This is a genomic window from Pelagivirga sediminicola (assembly GCF_003072125.1).
Lineage (GTDB): Bacteria > Pseudomonadota > Alphaproteobacteria > Rhodobacterales > Rhodobacteraceae > Roseovarius > Roseovarius sediminicola.
This window is the reverse complement of sequence record NZ_QCYH01000001.1, coordinates 461,917-480,767: the sequence shown is the minus strand read 5'-3', so window position 1 is coordinate 480,767 and position 18,851 is coordinate 461,917. Positions and strand designations below refer to the sequence as shown.

At 65.9% G+C, this 18,851-nt stretch carries 16 protein-coding genes; 5 read left to right on the top strand and 11 right to left on the bottom strand.

Features of this window, described 5'->3' with window-relative positions:
• Positions 1-35: 35 nt before the first annotated feature.
• The 3 genes from DC366_RS02230 to DC366_RS02220 are packed head-to-tail and all read left to right on the top strand — an operon-like array spanning position 36 to position 3,245.
• Positions 36-2,012 carry a heme lyase CcmF/NrfE family subunit gene (locus DC366_RS02230; RefSeq protein WP_108690532.1) on the top strand — a complete coding sequence of 659 codons (1,977 nt, stop codon included), beginning with the start codon at positions 36-38 and terminating at the stop codon, positions 2,010-2,012.
• A complete protein-coding gene (locus DC366_RS02225; RefSeq protein ID WP_108690531.1) occupies positions 2,009-2,458 on the top strand; it encodes a cytochrome c-type biogenesis protein in 450 nt (149 codons plus the stop codon). Before DC366_RS02230 ends, DC366_RS02225 begins: the two co-directional genes overlap by 4 nt.
• A gap of 7 nt (positions 2,459-2,465) precedes the next feature.
• Positions 2,466-3,245 (top strand): enoyl-CoA hydratase-related protein, encoded by a 780-nt coding sequence (locus DC366_RS02220; protein WP_108690530.1) that lies wholly within the window; start codon positions 2,466-2,468, stop codon positions 3,243-3,245.
• 93 nt (positions 3,246-3,338) lie between these two features.
• Here the strand turns inward: DC366_RS02220 and gltA are convergent, their stop codons facing one another.
• The gene (gene gltA / locus DC366_RS02215) at positions 3,339-4,634 is read right to left on the bottom strand and encodes a citrate synthase (RefSeq protein ID WP_108690529.1); all 1,296 of its coding nucleotides are present in this window, start codon (positions 4,632-4,634) and stop codon (positions 3,339-3,341) included.
• 75 nt (positions 4,635-4,709) lie between these two features.
• Entirely contained in the window at positions 4,710-6,119 is a 1,410-nt protein-coding gene (gene gltX, locus DC366_RS02210) for a glutamate--tRNA ligase (protein ID WP_108690528.1), read from the bottom strand.
• A 76-nt stretch (positions 6,120-6,195) separates the two neighbouring features.
• On the opposite strand from gltX, the gene DC366_RS02205 reads away from it, so the two are divergent.
• Positions 6,196-8,229, top strand: coding sequence for a ComEC/Rec2 family competence protein (locus DC366_RS02205; protein ID WP_243405006.1), 2,034 nt, complete (start codon positions 6,196-6,198; stop codon positions 8,227-8,229).
• Positions 8,230-8,239: 10 nt separating this feature from the next.
• Here the strand turns inward: DC366_RS02205 and lexA are convergent, their stop codons facing one another.
• The 6 genes from lexA to DC366_RS02175 all read right to left on the bottom strand — a co-directional run bounded on the left by lexA (position 8,240) and on the right by DC366_RS02175 (position 13,147).
• On the bottom strand, positions 8,240-8,941 hold the full coding sequence (gene lexA, locus DC366_RS02200; protein ID WP_108690526.1) for a transcriptional repressor LexA: 702 nt from the start codon (positions 8,939-8,941) through the stop codon (positions 8,240-8,242).
• A gap of 84 nt (positions 8,942-9,025) precedes the next feature.
• On the bottom strand, positions 9,026-10,198 hold the full coding sequence (locus DC366_RS02195; protein ID WP_108690822.1) for a molybdopterin molybdotransferase MoeA: 1,173 nt from the start codon (positions 10,196-10,198) through the stop codon (positions 9,026-9,028).
• Between the two features lie 59 nt (positions 10,199-10,257).
• Positions 10,258-10,734, bottom strand: a complete 477-nt coding sequence (gene moaC, locus DC366_RS02190) for a cyclic pyranopterin monophosphate synthase MoaC (protein WP_108690525.1) — start codon at positions 10,732-10,734, stop codon at positions 10,258-10,260.
• A complete protein-coding gene (gene trpC / locus DC366_RS02185) occupies positions 10,735-11,550 on the bottom strand; it encodes an indole-3-glycerol phosphate synthase TrpC (RefSeq protein WP_108690524.1) in 816 nt (271 codons plus the stop codon).
• Positions 11,547-12,569 (bottom strand): anthranilate phosphoribosyltransferase, encoded by a 1,023-nt coding sequence (trpD, locus tag DC366_RS02180; RefSeq protein ID WP_108690523.1) that lies wholly within the window; start codon positions 12,567-12,569, stop codon positions 11,547-11,549. The genes trpC and trpD overlap by 4 nt, the downstream gene beginning before the upstream one ends.
• Positions 12,566-13,147 carry an anthranilate synthase component II gene (locus DC366_RS02175; protein WP_108690522.1) on the bottom strand — a complete coding sequence of 194 codons (582 nt, stop codon included), beginning with the start codon at positions 13,145-13,147 and terminating at the stop codon, positions 12,566-12,568. The genes trpD and DC366_RS02175 overlap by 4 nt, the downstream gene beginning before the upstream one ends.
• Positions 13,148-13,316: 169 nt before the next feature.
• On the opposite strand from DC366_RS02175, the gene DC366_RS02170 reads away from it, so the two are divergent.
• Positions 13,317-14,837, top strand: coding sequence for a divergent polysaccharide deacteylase family protein (locus DC366_RS02170; RefSeq protein WP_108690521.1), 1,521 nt, complete (start codon positions 13,317-13,319; stop codon positions 14,835-14,837).
• A 15-nt stretch (positions 14,838-14,852) separates the two neighbouring features.
• Here the strand turns inward: DC366_RS02170 and DC366_RS02165 are convergent, their stop codons facing one another.
• The 3 genes from DC366_RS02165 to DC366_RS02155 form a co-directional block, all read right to left on the bottom strand.
• Complete coding sequence (locus DC366_RS02165; protein WP_108690520.1) at positions 14,853-15,389, bottom strand: rRNA large subunit pseudouridine synthase E; 537 nt, start codon at positions 15,387-15,389, stop codon at positions 14,853-14,855.
• 64 nt (positions 15,390-15,453) lie between these two features.
• Positions 15,454-16,965, bottom strand: coding sequence for an anthranilate synthase component I (trpE, locus tag DC366_RS02160; RefSeq protein ID WP_108690519.1), 1,512 nt, complete (start codon positions 16,963-16,965; stop codon positions 15,454-15,456).
• Positions 16,966-16,977: 12 nt separating this feature from the next.
• Positions 16,978-18,831: a peptidylprolyl isomerase gene (locus DC366_RS02155; protein ID WP_108690518.1), complete on the bottom strand. Its 1,854-nt coding sequence runs from the start codon at positions 18,829-18,831 to the stop codon at positions 16,978-16,980.
• Between the last annotated feature and the right edge of the window lie 20 nt (positions 18,832-18,851).

Below are 18,851 nucleotides of genomic sequence, written 5' to 3'. Positions count from 1 at the left end.
TGGTCGCGGGGCGGTTCGCGGGTTATATGACCCCCATGATTACAGAACTTGGCCATTTCGCCCTTATTCTTGCCTTCGCGGTCGCCTGCGTTCAGGCCATCGTTCCGCTGATCGGCGCGCATAAGCGCTGGAGCGGCTGGATGGCCGTGGGCGACACGGCGGCGGGGCTTCAATTTCTGCTGATCACGCTGTCTTTTGCCGCGCTGACGCAGGCTTTCGTGACCTCCGATTTCTCGCTGCGACTCGTGACGCTCAACAGCCATTCGGCCAAGCCGATGCTTTACAAGATCACCGGAGTGTGGGGCAATCACGAAGGCTCGATGCTGCTCTGGGTGCTGATCGTTGCGCTTTTCGGTGCGGCGGCGGCGTGGTTCGGGGGCAATCTGCCGCCCAGTCTGCGCGCGCGCGTGCTGTCGGTGCAGGGCATGATCGGCGTGGCGTTCCTGGCCTTCATCCTCTTCACGTCCAACCCGTTTCTGCGCCTTGCGATGCCGCCGCTGGACGGGCAGGACCTGAACCCGCTCCTGCAGGATCCCGGCCTCGCGTTTCATCCGCCGTTTCTCTATGCGGGCTATGTTGGGCTATCCATGACGTTCAGCTTTGCCATTGCGGCGCTGATCGAGGGGCGCGTCGATGCGGCTTGGGGCCGCTGGGTGCGGCCCTATACGCTGGCGGCGTGGATTTTCCTGACCATCGGGATCGCCCTGGGCAGCTGGTGGGCCTATTACGAGCTGGGCTGGGGCGGTTTCTGGTTCTGGGACCCGGTGGAAAACGCCAGCTTCATGCCGTGGCTGATCGCCGCCGCGCTCCTGCATTCGGCCATCGTGGTGGAAAAGCGCGAAAGCCTGAAAAGCTGGACGATTTTGCTGGCCATCATCGCCTTTGGTTTCTCGATGATCGGCGCGTTCATCACGCGTTCGGGCGTGCTGACGTCGGTGCATGCCTTCGCCAATGATCCCGAACGGGGCATGTTCCTGCTGGGGATCACGGCGATGTTCATGATGGGCGGCCTGACGATGTTCGCGGCGCGCGCCAATGTGATGCAGGCGCGCGGGGTCTTTTCGCTCAGCAGCCGGGAATCGATGCTGCTGGTCAACAACGTGCTTTTGGGCGTAGCGGCCTTCGTGGTGTTTGTCGGCACGATCTGGCCGCTCGTCTCCGAGATGTTCTTTGACCGCAAGCTGTCGGTGGGCGCGCCGTTCTTCGACAAGGCGTTCACGCCGTTCATGATCCTTCTGGCCCTTGCGCTGCCGGTTGGCGCCATGATGCCCTGGAAGCGCGGCCAGATGCGCCGCGCCTTGCGCAAACTTGCGCCCGCGGCGGTTCTGGCGCTGGCGGTGCTGGGCCTTGCCTGGACCGTTCAGGGCGGGCGCAGCCTGCTGGGGCCGGTCGGCCTCGCCCTGGGTGCGTGGCTGGTGGCGGGCTCTGCCACTGATCTTTGGTCGCGCACCGGGGCGGGCACCGCGGCGGGGCGTCTGGGCCGTCTGCTGCGCCTGCCGCGCGCGGATTGGGGCAAGGCAGTCGCCCATGCGGGGCTGGGCGTCACCATGGCCGGGATCGCCGGCGTGCTGGCATGGCAGACCGAGGATATCCGCGTGGTCGATATCGGCGACAGTTTCGAGCTGTCGGGATATACGATCACGCTGGCCGATGTGCGGCGCGAGAATGGCCCGAACTATGGCGCGACCATTGCCGATGTCACTCTTGCGCGCGCAGGCAACGTCATCGGGACGCTGCGGCCTGAAAAACGGTACTATCCGGTTGCCGACATGCCGACGACCGAGGCCGCGATCAACAACGGGTTTCTGCGCGACATCTATGTCGTCATCGGCGATCCGCAGGATGGCGGCGGCTGGGCGATGCGCAGCTATTACAAGCCGCTTGCTAACTGGATCTGGGGCGGCGCGATGCTCATGGCGCTGGGTGGCGGCCTGTCGCTGAGCGATCGCCGCTACCGCGTGGCGGCAGGGGCGCGCAAGGTGGCGCCGGGTGCCCGCGTAGCCGCAGAATGAGGCGTTTTGCGCTGATCCTGTGCCTGCTGGCCAGCCCGCTGGCGGCGGTGCAGCCCGATGAGATGCTGGACGATCCGGCGCTGGAGTCGCGGGCGCGCGAGATCTCGCAAGGGCTGCGATGCCTGGTTTGCCAGAATGAGAATATCGACGATTCGAACGCGTCGCTCGCGCGTGATCTGCGCATTCTGGTGCGTGACCGCCTGACCGCCGGTGACACCGACGCCGAGGTCGTGGATTTCATTGTCGATCGCTATGGCGAATATGTCCTGCTGCAGCCGCGCGCGACGGGCAGCACGTTGGCGCTGTGGCTGGCGGGCCCCGCGATGCTGTTGCTGGGCGCGGGCGTGGCCCTTGCCTATGCGCGGAAACGCGGCCGCGCCGCCCCGCCCGAGGCCGACCTGAGCGAGGACGAAGCCGCGCGCCTGCGCGACATCATGGACGGATGACGGACCTATGAAGGATTACACCACCATCGCGCTGGATATCGCAGATGACATCGCGGTGCTGCGCCTGAACCGTCCGGACCGGATGAACGCGCTCAACACCCTGATGCGCGCCGAGATTGCGGACGCCGCGACGTTCGCTGCGCAAAACGCGCGGGTTCTGGTGCTCACCGGCAACGGCAAGGCATTTTGCGCGGGCCAGGACCTGAGCGACGAGGGCACGGCCGCCGCGCTGGATCTGGAGCGTGTGCTGCGCGACGAATACCTGCCCATGCTGCGCGCCGTCGGCGAATGCACCATACCCACGATTGCCGCCGTAAACGGCCCGGCGGCGGGGGCGGGCGCCAATCTTGCGCTCTGCGCTGACGTGGTCATCGCTGCGGAAAGCGCTTATTTCATGCAGGCCTTCACCCGTATCGGCCTGATGCCCGATGCGGGCGGCACCTATTGGCTGCCCCGGCAGATCGGCGCGGCCAAGGCCATGGGTGCTGCGCTTTTTGCCGAGCCGATCAGCGCGAATGACGCGGCAAGCTGGGGCATGATCTGGGAGGCGGTGCCGGACATGGAGTTCGATGCCCGCTGGCGCGACCGCGCGGCGCATCTGGCCAGCGGGCCCACCGAGAGTTATCGGCATCTCAAGACGGCGATCCGCAGCAGTTGGGACAACGGTCATGAGGCGCAGCTGGATCTGGAGGCGCGGCTGCAGGGTGCCTGCGGCCAGACGCGCGATTTTCAGGAAGGCGTCGTCGCGTTTCAGGAAAAGCGCCCTCCGCGCTTCGAGGGGCGCTGACGGCAAGGCCGGTTAGTGCAGACCGCGGAGACCCGAACAAAAGGGGCGCATCCATTCCGGATGCGCCCCTTCTTGCTGCTTGGTTCCCGCGCGTCAGCGGTTTTCGATGTCGACGTAGTCACGCTTCGGCGCACCGACATAGAGCTGGCGGGGGCGGCCGATTTTCAGCTGCGGATCGGCGATCATTTCCTTCCACTGGGAAATCCAGCCGACGGTGCGCGAGACGGCAAAGATTGCCGTGAACATCGACGTGGGAAAGCCCATCGCCTCAAGGATGATGCCCGAATAGAAATCGACGTTGGGAAAAAGCTTTTTCTCGGCGAAATAGGGATCGGCGAGCGCCTGCTTCTCCAACTCCTTGGCGACCTGCAAAGTCGGATTGTCGTCGATCCCCATCAGATCGAGAACCTCATCGGCCGATTGCTTCATCACCGTCGCGCGTGGATCGAAATTCTTGTAGACGCGATGGCCGAAGCCCATCAGACGGAAGGGATCATTCTTGTCCTTGGCGCGGGCGATGTATTCGGGAATACGCTCGACCGTGCCGATTTCGCGCAGCATCTCAAGGCACGCCTGATTGGCGCCGCCATGGGCCGGGCCCCAAAGGCAGGCGATGCCGGCCGCGATGCAGGCAAACGGGTTCGCCCCCGAAGACGAGGCCAGACGCACCGTCGAGGTCGAGGCGTTCTGCTCGTGATCGGCATGCAGGGTGAAAATCCGGTCCATCGCGCGGCTGAGGATCGGATTTACCTCGTAATCGTCGGAGGGCACCGCAAAGCACATGCGCAGGAAGTTGGACGCGTAATCCAGATCATTGCGCGGATACATGAAGGGCTGGCCGATCGTGTATTTATACGCCATCGCCGCGATGGTCGGCATCTTGGCGATCATGCGCACCGAGGCAACCTCGCGCTGCCAAGGGTCGGTGATGTCGGTGCTGTCGTGATAGAACGCGCTCAGCGCCCCGACCACACCCACCATGATCGCCATGGGCGGCGCATCGCGGCGGAACCCGCGAAAGAGGAAATGCATCTGCTCGTGCAGCATCGTGTGATTGGTCACGCGGCTTTCGAAATCCTCCAGCTGCGCGGCGGACGGAAGCTCGCCGTAGAGCAGCAGGTAGCACACTTCGAGATAGTGCGATTTGCTCGCCAATTGATCGATCGGATAGCCGCGATGCAACAGCTCGCCCTTTTCGCCATCGATGAAGGTGATGGTGCTGTCGCAACTGGCCGTCGACGTGAATCCGGGATCATAGGTAAACACACCCGCCTGGCCATAGAGCTTGCGAATGTCGATCACGTCCGGCCCCAACGTGGGCGAAAAGATCGGCAGCTCATGCTCCTTGCCGTTCAGCGAAAGGGTTGCGGATTTCTTGTCGTCGGCCATCAGGCAGTCTCCTTGTTGCAGCCCGGGCACCGCGAGGCAGCACAGGCTGGATAATCCATCGGCCTTATGAGGCGGTTAATCTCCGCCTTGGCCTGCATCCGTCAAGCGGCCCAGCGTTTCGGCCTGCCCGAGCACCAGCATCATGTCGAATACACTAGGCGTCGCACTGCGTCCTGCAAGGGCCGCCCTGAGCGGCCCCGCAAGCTTACCGAACTTGGTGCCGCGAGCGTCGGCGAATTGCGTCATCAACTCTTCAAGGCTTTCGCGGTTCCACGTAGCATTTTGCAGTTGCGGCGTCAATTCTCTCAGCATACCGCGGGATACCGTATCCAGCTGCGCGGCGGCCTTCTCGTCCGGCGAAATGGGGCGGCTTGTCAGGATAAACTGTGCCTTGTCAAGCAGTTCTGGAAAGGTGCGCGCGCGCTCCTTGAGGCAATACATCCCCTCCAGCATCAGCTCCGATTGCGCGGGCGTCAGGGCGGGCTGGCCTGTCACGCGCAGAAAATCGGACAATTCATGCAGCAGCGCAGCATCATCCGCGGCCGCCATATGCTGACCGCAGATATTCTCGAGTTTCTTGAAGTCGAACCGCGCCGCGGACTTGCCGATTCCCCCCAGATCGAACCACTCCTGCGCCTGCGCGTCGGTAAAGAATTCATCGTCCCCATGGCTCCAACCAAGCCGGGCAAGGTAGTTGCGCATGCCCGCTGCGGGATAGCCCATCTGCCGGTATTCTTGCGTTCCCAAAGCCCCGTGACGCTTGCTCAGCTTCTTGCCGTCGGGGCCGTGAATCAGCGGAATGTGGGCATAGATGGGCAGGGGCCAGCCCATCGCGCGATAGATCAGCATCTGGCGCGCGGCGTTGTTCAGGTGGTCGTCGCCCCGGATGACATGCGTGACGCACATGTCATGGTCATCCACCGCGACCGCCAGCATGTAAACGGGCGTCCCGTCCGAGCGCAGAAGCACCATGTCGTCCAGTTGATCGTTGCGGATCGTCACATCGCCCTGCACGGCGTCCTGGATCACCGTCGCGCCGTCGCGGGGCGCCTTGATGCGGATCACATAAGGCAGATCCGGATGCGTTTCGGGCGCCGCGTCGCGCCACGGGCTGGCATAGAGCGTCGAGCGGCCCTCGGCCTTGGCCGCATCGCGGAAGGCCTGAATTTCGTCCTGCGTGGCAAAGCACTTGTAGGCCGTCCCCGCCTCCAGCATCTGCTGGGCGACCTCGGCATGGCGCGCTGCGCGTTCGAACTGGCTGACCGCCGCGCCATCGTGGTCAAGCCCCAGCCACGCCATGCCGTCCAGAATGGCCTGCGTGGCCTCGGGGCTCGAACGCGCGCGGTCCGTGTCCTCGATCCGAAGCAGGAACCGGCCACCGCGGCCGCGTGCATAGAGCCAGTTGAACAGGGCCGTGCGTGCCCCGCCAATATGCAGATACCCGGTGGGCGACGGGGCGAAACGGGTCACGACCTGTTGGGACATGGGGGTGATTAACCTTTCGGTAACGATGTGGGGGCTAGGATGGCGCCTGTCTAGCGGCCCACCAAAGGGGAAACAAGTGGCGGCGGTCTGGGGCTATCTTGCACGCGCGCTCCTTTTGCAGCGGGGTCATCTCTTTGGCTGGGCGCCGGTCTGTCTGGGCACGGGGATCGGGATCTATTTCCTGCTGAAGATCGAATTGCCGCTGCTTGCCTATGGCGGGCTGGCGCTGCTGATCCTCGCGTGCCTCGGCCTCGCGCGCCTTTTGGGGCAGGCGGCGGCGCCGCTGGCCATCGGCGCGGCGCTGATCCTTTCGGGGGTCATTCTGGCCGGCGCGCGGGCGCATTCCGTCGGCGGCCCCGTCCTGACATGGCGGTATTACGGGCCCATCGAAGGGCGCGTCGTGGGGATTGACAGATCGGCGTCGGACGCGGTGCGCGTCACGCTCGACCAGGTCAGGCTGCGCGATGTGTCGCCGCAGCGCACGCCGGACCGTGTGCGCCTGTCGCTTCACTCAAAGCTCGCGGGCGCCGAGCCGTTGCCGGGGCTGACCTTGGGCGCGACGGGCCATCTGTCACCGCCCTCCGGCCCGGTCGAGCCTGGCGGTTTCGATTTCCAGCGCCACGCCTGGTTCCAGAGGCTGGGCGCGGTCGGCTACACGCGCGTGCCGCTCGTGGCCCTCGCGCCTGCCGATGGGGCGCAGCCGATGTTCGCCATCCGCATGGCGCTCTCTGCGCATGTGCAGGCCAAGCTTCCGGGCGAGACGGGCGCCTTTGCCGCCGCCATCATGACCGGGGACCGCTCCGGCATGGGGCAGGAGACGCTGCAGGCGCTGCGCGTGTCGAACCTTGCCCACCTGCTTGCCATTTCCGGCCTGCATATGGGGCTGTTGACAGCGTTTGTCTTTGCGACCTTGCGCTACGCGATCGCGCTTGTGCCATGGCTTGCCCTGCGCGCCCCGGCCAAGCCGCTGGCGGCCGCGCTGGCGCTTGCCGTCGCGGTGTTCTATCTGGGGCTCTCGGGCGGCAGCATCGCGACCGAACGCGCGTTCATCATGGTCGCCGTGATGCTGGTGGCGGTAATGCTGGGCCGCCGCGCGCTGAGCCTCAGGGCGGTCGCGCTGGCGGCGCTGATCGTGCTTTGCCTGCGGCCCGAGGCGCTGCTCGGCCCCGGATTTCAGATGTCGTTTTCGGCAACAACAGCACTCATCGCGGTTTTCGGCTGGATCCAGAAAGTCGATCTGCCGAAGGCGCCGCGCTGGTTGCGCCCGGCCGCCGCCGTTTTCATCTCATCGCTGGTGGCAGGGCTGGCAACGGCGCCCTTCGCGGCGGCGCATTTCAACCAGATCGCGCATTACGGCCTGATCGCGAACCTGGCCAGCGTTCCGCTGATGGGGGCGTTGGTCATGCCGGCCGCGGTCCTGTCGGTCTGTCTGCTGCCGTTCGGGCTGGAGGGGATCGGATTATGGGTCATGGGGCTGGGGCTGGACTGGATCTTGGGCGTCGCACGCTGGATCTCGGCGCTGGACGGCGCGCGCGGGATGGTTGTCAGCCCGGATGCCTGGACACTGCCGTTGCTCAGCCTGGGCACATTGACGCTTATCCTGTGGCAGGGACGGGCCCGCATCGTGGGCGTCGTTCCCATGCTGATCGCGGCTTTGCTATGGTCGCAGGCCCGCAGGCCCGATGTGCTGATTTCCGACACCGGCGGGCTGGTTGGCGTGATGACACCAGCGGGCCGCGCACTCAGCACGCCGCGCGGCGATGGTTTCATCGCGCAAAACTGGCTGGAGAATGATGGTGACGTCGCCGCGCAGGAGATCGCGGCAGAGCGCTGGACGATTGGGGGGACCGGGCCGGGGGATACCATCATCACCGCCGCCCGAGGCAAGCGAGGCGCAGCTGCGATCACTGGTTGCGGCGCGATGGAATGGCTGGTCCTTAACATCGATCCACCCGATTCGCTGAGTATTGATCCGGGATGCGTGGTTCTTGACCCGGAAAGGCTCCGGCATACAGGCGCCATCGCGGTCTATGCGCAGGGGCCTGATGCCGCGCCTCGCATCGTGACAACGCGGCAAAGCCGTGGCGCACGGCTGTGGACCGCGCGCTGAGCCTGAGCGTTCAATAGGTGCGGATCAATCCCACTAGACGTCCCTGAACCTTGACCTTGTCGTCGGGCAGAAGCCGCGTCTCGTAGGCCGGATTGGCCGCCTCCAGCGCGATGGCGCCGCCGCGGCGGAAGAACCGCTTCAGCGTCGCTTCCTGATCCTCGACCAGGGCCACGACGATATCGCCGTTATCGGCGGTCGAGGTTTCGCGGATCACGACGATATCTCCGTCATTGATACCGGCATCGATCATCGAATCGCCCTTGACCTCCAGCGCGTAATGCTCGCCCGGCCCGCTGACCATGCCGCCCGGAACGGCCACATTGTGCGAAGCATGCTGAATGGCTTCGATCGGCACGCCCGCAGCGATCCGGCCCATAACCGGCAACTCAAGCGCATCAACGCTTGTCACCGCCTGCGCCGCGGCGGGCGGTCCGGCATCGGGGCGATCGCCGTCAATCACGCGCGCGGCAAAGCCATGCGTCGACGTCCCGCCAAGCGATTCCGGCAGCTTGACGATTTCCAATGCACGCGCCCGATGGGCAAGCCGCCGGATGAAACCACGTTCCTCCAGTGCCGTGATCAGCCGGTGAATGCCGGACTTTGACCGCAGGTCCAGCGCCTCTTTCATCTCGTCGAAACTGGGCGGGACGCCATCACGTTGAACGCGTTTGTTGATGTAATCCAGCAAATCAAGCTGCTTTCTGGTCAACATGCCGTCTGTCCCTCCCGGTTTCATGTATCCGGTTTTGTTCTACCCATGTTCTTGTTTTGTGTCAACAGACAAGGCCGGGTCAGCTCAAATATGCATGCATTTGACCATTTCGCCAACGCCGCGCGCGGGGTCGTGCGGCGGGCGGATCATCAGGATGTCGGCGCGCGCCAGAACGCCCAGAAGCGCACTGTCCTGTGACGCGGCGGGCGCGGCGACACCGTTCGCAAGCGACGCACGCATGTAATGCGCGCGCGGCCCGTTCTGCGGCAGCTCGACGCCCAGCGGCGCATCGAAGCTGGGCGCCGCGCCTGCGCCCAGACCTTGCATCGCCCGCAGCATCGGCAAGATGAAGACATGCCCGCAAACCATTGCCGATACTGGATTTCCCGGAAGGCCCACCATGACCGAGCCTTCCATCCGCCCGGCCATCAGCGGCTTGCCCGGTCGCATCGCGATCTTGTAGAAAGACCGCTCCAGCCCCATCGTGGCGGCAACATCGCCGACCAGATCGTGATCGCCGACAGACGCGCCGCCGATGGTCAGGATCAGATCGGCGCCGCGCGCCTGATGAAACGCCGTCTGAAGCGATTCGATATTGTCGCGCGCAATCGGCAGGAGACGGGCAACCGCGCCATGTGCCTCGACCAGCGCCGCAAGGCCGAAGCTGTTGGAGGCGATGATCTGATCGGGGCCGGGCTCCTCACCGGGCATGACCAATTCGTCCCCGGTGGCGATAATGGCAACGGTCGGGCGGCGGGTGACCGGCAACTCGGCGATGTTCATAGCGGCCAGCAGGGCGATGTCATGCGCGCCAAGACGCCTTGGGGCCTCCATGCGCGCGCCGGCGGCGAAATCTGCGGCGGCAGGGCGCACGTGGGGGCCGGTATCGATGGATTGGCCGAGGGTGATGACATCGCCGCTCGCCGTGACGTCCTCCTGAATGACGACGCGGTCCGCCCCATCGGGCAGCGGCGCGCCGGTGAAGATACGCACCGCCTGGCCGGGCGCGAGCCTGCCCGGGAACCGATGGCCCGCCGCCGCCTCGCCGACAAGCCGAAAGGATGCGCCGGGCGCCACCTCGGCGCTGCGCACCGCGTATCCGTCCATCGCGGAGGCGTCGAAGGGCGGCTGATCGCGCAAGGCGCGAACGTCCTCGGCCAGAACGCGGCCCGCTGCGGCGCGCAAGGTCACCGTCTCGGACGGAGAGGGGGACACCAGATCAAAAAGCAGAGCCAATGCGTCATCGACGGAAATCATATCGGCCTTGCCCTCTCTGCTGCGCCGGGCGCCACTGCGGGGATGCGTGTGATCCGCATTCAAACCGCCTCGTAACGTCCGGATTTTCCGCCATCTTTCAGGACAACGCGCAGGCCGTCGATCTGCATTGCACGATCCACGGCCTTGGCCATGTCATAGATCGTCAGCGCCGCGATTCCGGCGGCGGTCAGCGCCTCCATCTCGACGCCCGTGCGCCCCGTGGTCTTGACCGTCGCCTCGACCCGGACGCCCGGCAGATCGGGGTCCAGCGTCAGATCCACCGCAACCTTGGCAATCGGCAACGGATGGCAAAGCGGGATCAGGTCCGGCGTCCGCTTTGCCCCCATGATCCCGGCAAGCCGCGCGACCGACAGGACGTCACCCTTCTTGGCGCGTCCTTGTGAAATGATATCAAAGGTTTCCGGCGCCATGCTGATGTGGCAGGCGGCGGTGGCGATGCGGTCCGTTTCGGCCTTGGCCGACACGTCGACCATATGTGCATCGCCCTTGCCGTCGAAATGGGTCAGCCCGGACATTCACATCCCCCCGGCGGTCAGCGGATTGCTGAGGATCATGCGCGTCGCGCTGGCCACGTCATCGGCGCGCATGAGCGTCTCGCCGATCAGGAAGCAACGGGCGCCGTAACGGGCGATGTCGGCCAGATCCTCGCGCGTCTCAAGACCGCTTTCGCAGATGATGATGCGGCCTTCGGGCACGTATCTTGCAAGGGTGCGCGAGGTGTCGAGCGTGGTCTCGAACGTGTTCAGATCGCGGTTGTTGATGCCGATCAGCCTGGATTTCAGCGCCTCCGCGCGGGTCAGCTCATCCTGGTTGTGCACCTCGATGATGGCGTCCATGCCCCACTCGGCGGCGGCCTTTTCCAGTGCCGCGGCCTCGCCATCCGAGAGACAAGCCATGATGATCAGGATGCAATCGGCCCCCAGCGCCCGCGCCTCGGCGACCTGGTAGGGATCGAACATGAAATCCTTGCGCAGCACCGGCAGATCGCAAGCGTCGCGGGCCTGTGTCAAATATTCGTTCGCGCCCTGAAAGCTGGGCGTGTCGGTCAGCACAGAAAGGCAGGTGGCGCCGCCTTCGGCGTAAGCTTCGGCCAGTGCGACGGGGTCGAAATCCTCGCGGATGAGGCCCTTGGACGGGCTGGCCTTCTTGATCTCGGCAATCAGACCATAGCCTTGGATGGACGCCTGCAGGAGCGCGTCCTTGAACGGGCGCACCGGGGGGGCGGTGCGGGCTTTTTCGTCCATGGCGTCGGGCGATGTTTTGGCCTTGGCGGCGGCAATCTCCTCCAGTTTATAGCTTTTGATCTTGTCCAGTATCGTGGGGTTGCTCATGATGCCTCCGAAGTGATTTTCGCAAGTGTTTTCAGACGCCTGCCTGCCTCGCCGCTGTCGATGCTCTCGCGCGCCATATCGGCGCCCTCGCGCAGGTCCGCGGCGCGTCCGGCGACCACCAGCGCCGCGGCGGAGTTCAGCAGGACCGCGTCGCGATAGGCGCCCGGCGCGCCGTCCAGCAATGCGCGCACGGCGCCTGCGTTCTCTTGCGGGGTGCCGCCCAGAATATCCTCGAACGGGTGCAGCGGCAGGCCCGCATCTTCGGGACTGATCTCGAACTCGGCGATGGTGCCGTCCTCTTCGAGCGCGGCAACCCAGCTGTGCCCGCTGATCGCCAGCTCGTCGGTGCCGTCGCTGCCATGCACCAGCCATGCGCGGGTCGAGCCCAGCTGCAGCAGCGTCTCGGCCATCGGGCGAATGAGATCGCGGCGGTAGGCGCCGGTCAGCTGACGCGCGACGCCCGCCGGATTGGTCAGCGGCCCGAGAATGTTGAAGATCGTGCGCGTGCCCAGCTCGGCGCGGGACGGGCCGACATGCGCCATCGCGGGATGGTGCATGGGCGCCATCATGAAGGCGATGCCGGCCTCTTGCAGAGATTTTTCAACAACTTGCGTGCCAATCATCACGTTGACGCCCATCTGCGTCAGCGCATCCGCCGCACCCGATTTCGAGCTGAGGTTGCGATTGCCATGCTTGGCCACGCAGACGCCCGCACCTGCCACGACAAAGGCCGTCGCGGTCGAGATGTTCAGCGTGCCCTTGCCATCGCCGCCCGTGCCGACGATGTCGATGGCACCCTGCGGCGCGCGAACCTTGTTGCATTTGGCGCGCATGACGGCGGCGGCGGCGGCGTATTCATCCACCGTCTCGCCGCGCGTGCGCAGCGCCATCAGAAAGCCGCCGATCTGGCTGGGCGTCGCCTCGCCGGCGAAAAGGATGGCGAACGCGGCCTCGGCCTCGGTCCGCGTCAGGGGGCGGTCGGCGGCGGCGTCGATCAGCGGCTTGAGGGCATCGCTCATGCGGCAACCTTCATCATGTCGAGAAAATTCTTCAGCAGGGCATGGCCGTGCTGCGAGGCGATGGATTCGGGGTGAAACTGCACGCCTTCGATCGGGAGCTCGCGGTGGCGCAGGCCCATGATCGTGCCGTCAGCCAGATGCGCCGTCACCTCCAGGCAATCGGGCAGGCTGTCGCGCTCGACCACGAGGCTGTGATAGCGCGTCGCCTCGAACGGCGAGGGCAGGCCAGCAAAGACGCCCTGGCCTTCGTGATGCATCTGTCCCATCTTGCCATGCACGATTTCCGAATGGCGCACGACGTGCCCGCCAAAGGCCTGGCCGATGGTCTGATGGCCCAGGCACACCCCCAGAAGCGGGATGCCCGCATCGGCCGCCGCCAGCGTCAGATCAAGGCAGATGCCGGCCTGATCGGGATCGCACGGGCCGGGCGACAGCAGGATGCCGGCAGGTTTCAGCGCCAGCGCGGCGCCCACGTCCAGCGCATCGTTGCGGCGCACCACCACATCGGCACCCAGTTCCCCGACATAATGCACCAGATTATAGGTGAAACTGTCATAATTATCGATGAGCAGCAGCATCTTGGCCCGTCCGTGTTAACAATGACCCCAAGATCGTGCCGCATCCCTTCATTGGGGGTGGAGGCCGGGGGGCCGGTCGCGATATACTTGTTCAGGCTTGGCCCCTAGGGTCAAGGGGCCGAAGGCGGGAAACGCCGGGCGAAAGGGACATGAAGAGGGAGCAGTGCGCATGGCGGTTCGGTTTTTGTCGGGGCTTGTGACCGGAACGGTTGTATCGGGTCTGGCGCTGGGGGCCGTTTCGGTCGCGGCGCCGCCCCAGGCGGCGCGCGGGCCCGACACCGCGGCGCTGGAAGTGCCGGGCGCATCGGGTTTCAATCAGGCCCGCGACGATACCGCCGCGCGGCTGCCGGGGCTGCAATCGGCGCCGAATGTCGCGGGCGATACCCCGCTCGTCGGCGCGCCCGCCCCGGACGATCTGAGCCAAGTGGCCGAGGGCGCGACCCAGCCGGGCGCGCGTCCTGAATTCGGCGAGGCTCAGGCGGATCTGGGGGCGCCGCAGCCCGGCGCCGAGGACAGCGGGATGCCCGCACCCCCCGCCGGTCAATCCGGTGATGACGTGGATTTGGCAAGCCAAAGCGCGGGCGCCCCGGCTGACCTGTCGATTTCCGCCGATCCCGCGCAGCCCGGCCAGCCCGAGGTCGAGCAGGGCGCGGCATATTCCGCAGCGCCCAGCACACCGGACGAGACGGATATGCCAACGCCGGGCGAAGATGCGGTTATCGACGAAAGCGCCGCTGAGGAAAATGCTGCCGAGCAAAGCGCTGTAGAAGACAGTCCTGACGAAATTCCGACGGAGCAACGCGCCGCCGAGAGCGGCGCTGCCGAGGAGGGCGTTTCAGACGACAGCGCCGGTAATGCGGCCCCTGATGCGGCCGCCGAGGAGGAGTCGGCCCCATCCAGCACCATCGGCAACATCGCGGACGGCGTCGAGACCGGCCGCCTGCCATCGGTCGGCAGCGCCCCGGCGACGGATGACGCATCCGGGGCAGACGATATCGCGGATGCGCCGCCGCCGCCCGCGATCACGGCCTTCGCCGCGCCTTTCGACAATCCCGAAGGCAAGCCGCTGATGTCCATCGTGCTGATCGACGACGGCAGCAGCCCGATCGGTCTGGAGGCGCTGGATGCGTTCCCCTATCCGCTGAGCTTTGCGGTCAACGCGGCGATGCCGGGCGCACCCGAGGCGATGCGCCGCTACCGCGATGCGGGTTTCGAGGTGCTGGCAATCACCGACCTGCCCGCCGGGGCCACAGCGCGCGACACGGAAACCACGATGCAGACAGTCGCGGCGGCCGTGCCCGAGGCGGTCGCGGTGCTGGAAGGCACGGGCGAGGGGCTGCAGATCAGCCGCGAGGCCAGCGAGCAGCTGGCGCCGATCCTGCTGGAAAGCGGGCAGGGGCTGGTGCTTTATTCCAAGGGGCTGGAGACGGCGCCCAAGCTGATTTCGCGGCAGGGTGTACCCGTCGGCACGATTTTCCGCGACTTCGACGCCAACGACCAGAGCGCGACGGTCATCCGCCGCTTTCTCGATCAGGCCGCGTTCAAGGCCGGACGGGACGAGGGCGGCGTCATCATGCTGGGCCGGCTGCGGCCCGATACGATCAGCGCGCTGCTGCTCTGGGGGCTGCAGGACCGCGCCAGCCGCGTGGCGCTGGCGCCGGTGTCGGCCGTCCTGACGCAGGGCGAGTGACGGCGCGGCGACGCCTCACGCCTCGCGCCAGCTGCCAAGGGCCAGACCATCCAGCGACCAGTCGCCGATGCGCCAGCGCACAAGGCGCAGCGTGGGATGCCCCACATGCGCCGTCATGCGCCGCACCTGCCGGTTGCGCCCTTCGGTGATCGTCAGCTCGATCCATGTATCGGGCACGGATTTGCGAAACCGGATGGGCGGATCGCGCAGCCACAGATCCGGCGGGGCGATGCGCCGCGCCTCGGCGGGCAAGGTCGGTCCGTCCTTCAGCGTGATGCCCCGGCGCAGCGCGTCAATGGCTGCGTCATCGGGCGATCCCTCGACCTGAACCAGATAGGTCTTGGGTTTTTTATATCTGGGATCGGCAATGCGCGCCTGAAGCTTGCCGTCATCCGTGAGCAGAAGCAGGCCCTCGCTGTCACGGTCCAGCCGCCCGGCGGGATAGACACCGGGCACGTCGATATATTCCGACAAGGTGGGCCTGCCGCTGCCTTCGTCGCTGAACTGGCACAGCACGCCATGCGGTTTGTTGAACAGGATCAGTCGCGCCATGCGCAATCATGCCAAGTTTGAGCGAAAATTGAAGTCCCGATTTTCCGCGAAACTCCGGCGTGCATCAGCTGTTTCCGTCACCGCCGAATCGCGCGGCATCCGCGGCGGCGCGGCGGATTGCGCGGGATTTATGGACGGTTTCCATATATTCCGCCTCCGGGTCACTGTCATGCACAACGCCGCCGCCGGCCTGGATGTAAAGGCTGCCGTCCTTGACCACCGCCGTGCGCAGCGCGATGCAGATATCCATATCGCCTCCCGCGCTGAAATATCCGACGCCGCCGCCGTAAACGCCGCGCTTTTCCGGCTCCAGCTCGTCGATGATCTGCATCGCGCGCACCTTCGGCGCGCCCGAGACGGTCCCCGCGGGCAATCCGGCCAGAAGCGCGCCGAGCGCGTCCTGATCCTCGGCCAGTTCGCCCACGACGTTGCTGACGATATGCATTACGTGGCTATAGCGCTCGATGATGAATTCTTCGGTCGGGCGCACGGTGCCGATCTTGCACACGCGGCCCGCATCGTTGCGGCCCAGATCCAGCAGCATCAGATGCTCGGCCAGTTCCTTGGCATCCGACATGAGATCGGCCTCGTTCGCGCGGTCCTCTTCGGGCGTGGCGCCGCGCGGGCGGGTGCCTGCGATTGGGCGGATCGTGACCTCGTTGCCAAAGACGCGCACCAGGATTTCGGGGCTGGCGCCGATCACCTGGAAACCGCCGAAGTTGAAATAGAACATGAAGGGCGACGGGTTCGTGCGGCGCAAGCTGCGGTAGAGCGCGAAAGGCGGCTGGCGGAACGGCTGCGTCCAGCGCTGGCTGGGCACGACCTGAAAGATGTCACCGGCCTTGATATACTCCTTGGCGCGTCCGACGGCGTCCTTGTAGCCGTCCCGCGTGAAGTTCGACGTCACCTCGCCCTCATCGGCGGCATTGCCCAGCCCGCGGCTGGCCTGCGGCAACGCGCGCTCCAGATCGCGCACGGCGTCCATGACGCGCTCGGCGGCCTGCGCATAGGCGGCGCGCGCCGACTGCCCGCTGCCCGCCCAGGCGGGCGCAACGACGATCACCTCGCCCTTGACGCCGTCCAGAACGGCGATGACCGACGGGCGCAGCATCACCGCATCGGGCAGGCCCAGCGGATCGGGATTCACGTTCGGCAGATGCTCGACCAGGCGGATCATGTCATAGCCCAGATAGCCGAACAGCCCGGCGCTGGCGGCGGGCAGATCTTCGGGCAGGTCGATCCGGCTCTCGGCGATCAGGGCGCGCAGATTGTCCAGCGGCTCGCCGTTCTCGGCCTCCCACGCGTCCGGATCGAACCGTGCGGCGCGGTTGATGCGGCTGGCCTTGCCGTGACATTGCCAGATCAGATCCGGCTTCATCCCGATGATCGAATAGCGCCCGCGCACCTCGCCGCCGGTCACCGATTCCAGCATGAAGGCGTCCGTCGCGGCGCCTGTCAGCTTCAGCATCAGCGATACCGGCGTATCCAGATCCGCCGCCAGCCGCGTATAGACGATCTGGCTGGCCCCGGCATCGAGGCCGGCGGCGAAATCATCAAAGGACGGTGTCAGATCCATGGCGCGGCGCCCCTATTGAAAGTTGGCGTGCACGGCATTGATCGCCTGCTGGTCCAGCGTGATGCCCGAGCGTGCGCGAATGTCGTTGGCCAGGGCCTGATAAAGATCCTGCGCGATATCATTGGCCGCCGAATCGCGCAGGGTCTGGCGGATCTGCGCGTATTCACCATCGGCGGTGTCCGGGTCCGCATCCGGCAGCGCGATCTCGTCCAGGCGGTAGATGAACAGCCGTTCGTCGCCCGCAAGAGTGGCGACATCGCCTTCGTCCATGTCGAAAAGGGCAGGGATGAAGCCCGGCGGCGTGCCTTCCTGAAAGCCTTGGCGCGTCAGGCCTTCGGCGGTCTTGGACACAAGCCCCTGCTCCTCGAAGCTGGCGCCGCCGCGAATGGCCTCGACGGCCGGCTCGGCCTGCGCGCGCAGCGCCTCGATCAGCGCGTCCTGCGCCCAAGCGGCCGCGACCTCCTGCTGGACGTCCTCCATCGGCTGCACGGTCGGCTCCACGATTTCGTCAAGGCGCAGCGCGAAGATGCCGCCATCGTCCAGCGTTTTCACTTCTGGGAAATCGCCGTCCTGAACCGCCTGCGCGGCGCTGCGGAAATCGCCGTAGGCGGCAATGCCTTCCTTGAGGGCGGGATGCCAATCGACCGTGCCGATCTCCATCTGCGTCTCGTCCGCGAGCTCTTCGATCGTGGCGCCGCCGGCCAGAAGATCGTTGATCGCCTCGATGGCGCCTTCCACGACGCGCGCGGCGCGATCGCCGGCCAATTCGTCGCGCAGCTGCGGCTCGGCCTCCTCGAAGCTGGTGTTCTGTGCCTGCAGAACCGCGTTGACGCGGAACAGCGCCGGGCCAAGATCGGTCTGCTCAGGGCCGACGACATCGCCCGCGGTGACGGCAAAGACCGCATCGCCCGCGCCGCCCAGATCGGATTTCTCGACATCGCCCAGATCCACATCCTGCAGACTCAGCCCGCGCTCTGCCACCAGATCGTCAAAGCCGGCCTCGCCGCTGTCCACCTTGGCGCGCGCCGCGTCTGCCGCCTCGGCATCTGGAAACACAAGCCGCTCGGCAAGGCGGCGCTCGGGCTTCTGAAACTCGTCCAGACGGGCGTCATAGGCCTCGCGCAGGGCGTCCTGCGACACCTCGACATCGTCGATGATCATCGCGGGCGTCATCCAGGCATAGGTGATGCGCTTGACCTCGGGCGTGGTAAAGCTGGGCAGGTTCGCCTGATAGAACGCCTCCAGATCCGCGTCCGTCGGCACGGGCAGGCCGGTGGTCAGATCGGCGCGGGTCAGCGCGGCGTAAGTCACGCTGCGCTCTTCGGCGATGTAGCTCAGCAGCGTATCGGTATAGGCCGCGGGCGTGCTGACGCCCGAGATGACGGCGCCCTGGACCAGCGTGCCCGCGGTCTCGTCGCGCACGTCCTTTTCGAACTCCGCCTCGCTCAGCCCCGCGCGTTCCAGAGCATAGCTGTATCCCGCGCGGTCAAAGGCGCCATCAACCCCTTGAAATCCGGGGATTTCCTTGATCTGGCGCGCCAGCGTCTCGTCGCCCACGGAAATGCCCATGCGCGCGGTCTCGTCCTCCAGCGCGGCCTGCGCGACAAGGCGCGACAGCACGCGCTGCGGCATGCCCTGCGCCTCGGCCTGGGCAAAGCTGACCGGCGCGCCCGTCTCTGCGGTGGCGGCGTTCACCTCGGCGCGCAGGGCGCGGGAATACTCGGTGACACTGATTTCAGTGTCGCCGACCACGCCGATGCGGCTGATCCCGCCGCTGAAATTGGTCACGCTGAAACCGCCGAGCCCGAGGATGAGCAGGCCCATCAGGATCCACATTGCGGATTTGGAAATGCTGCTTGATCGCATGGTCTGTGGCGCCCTCGGCT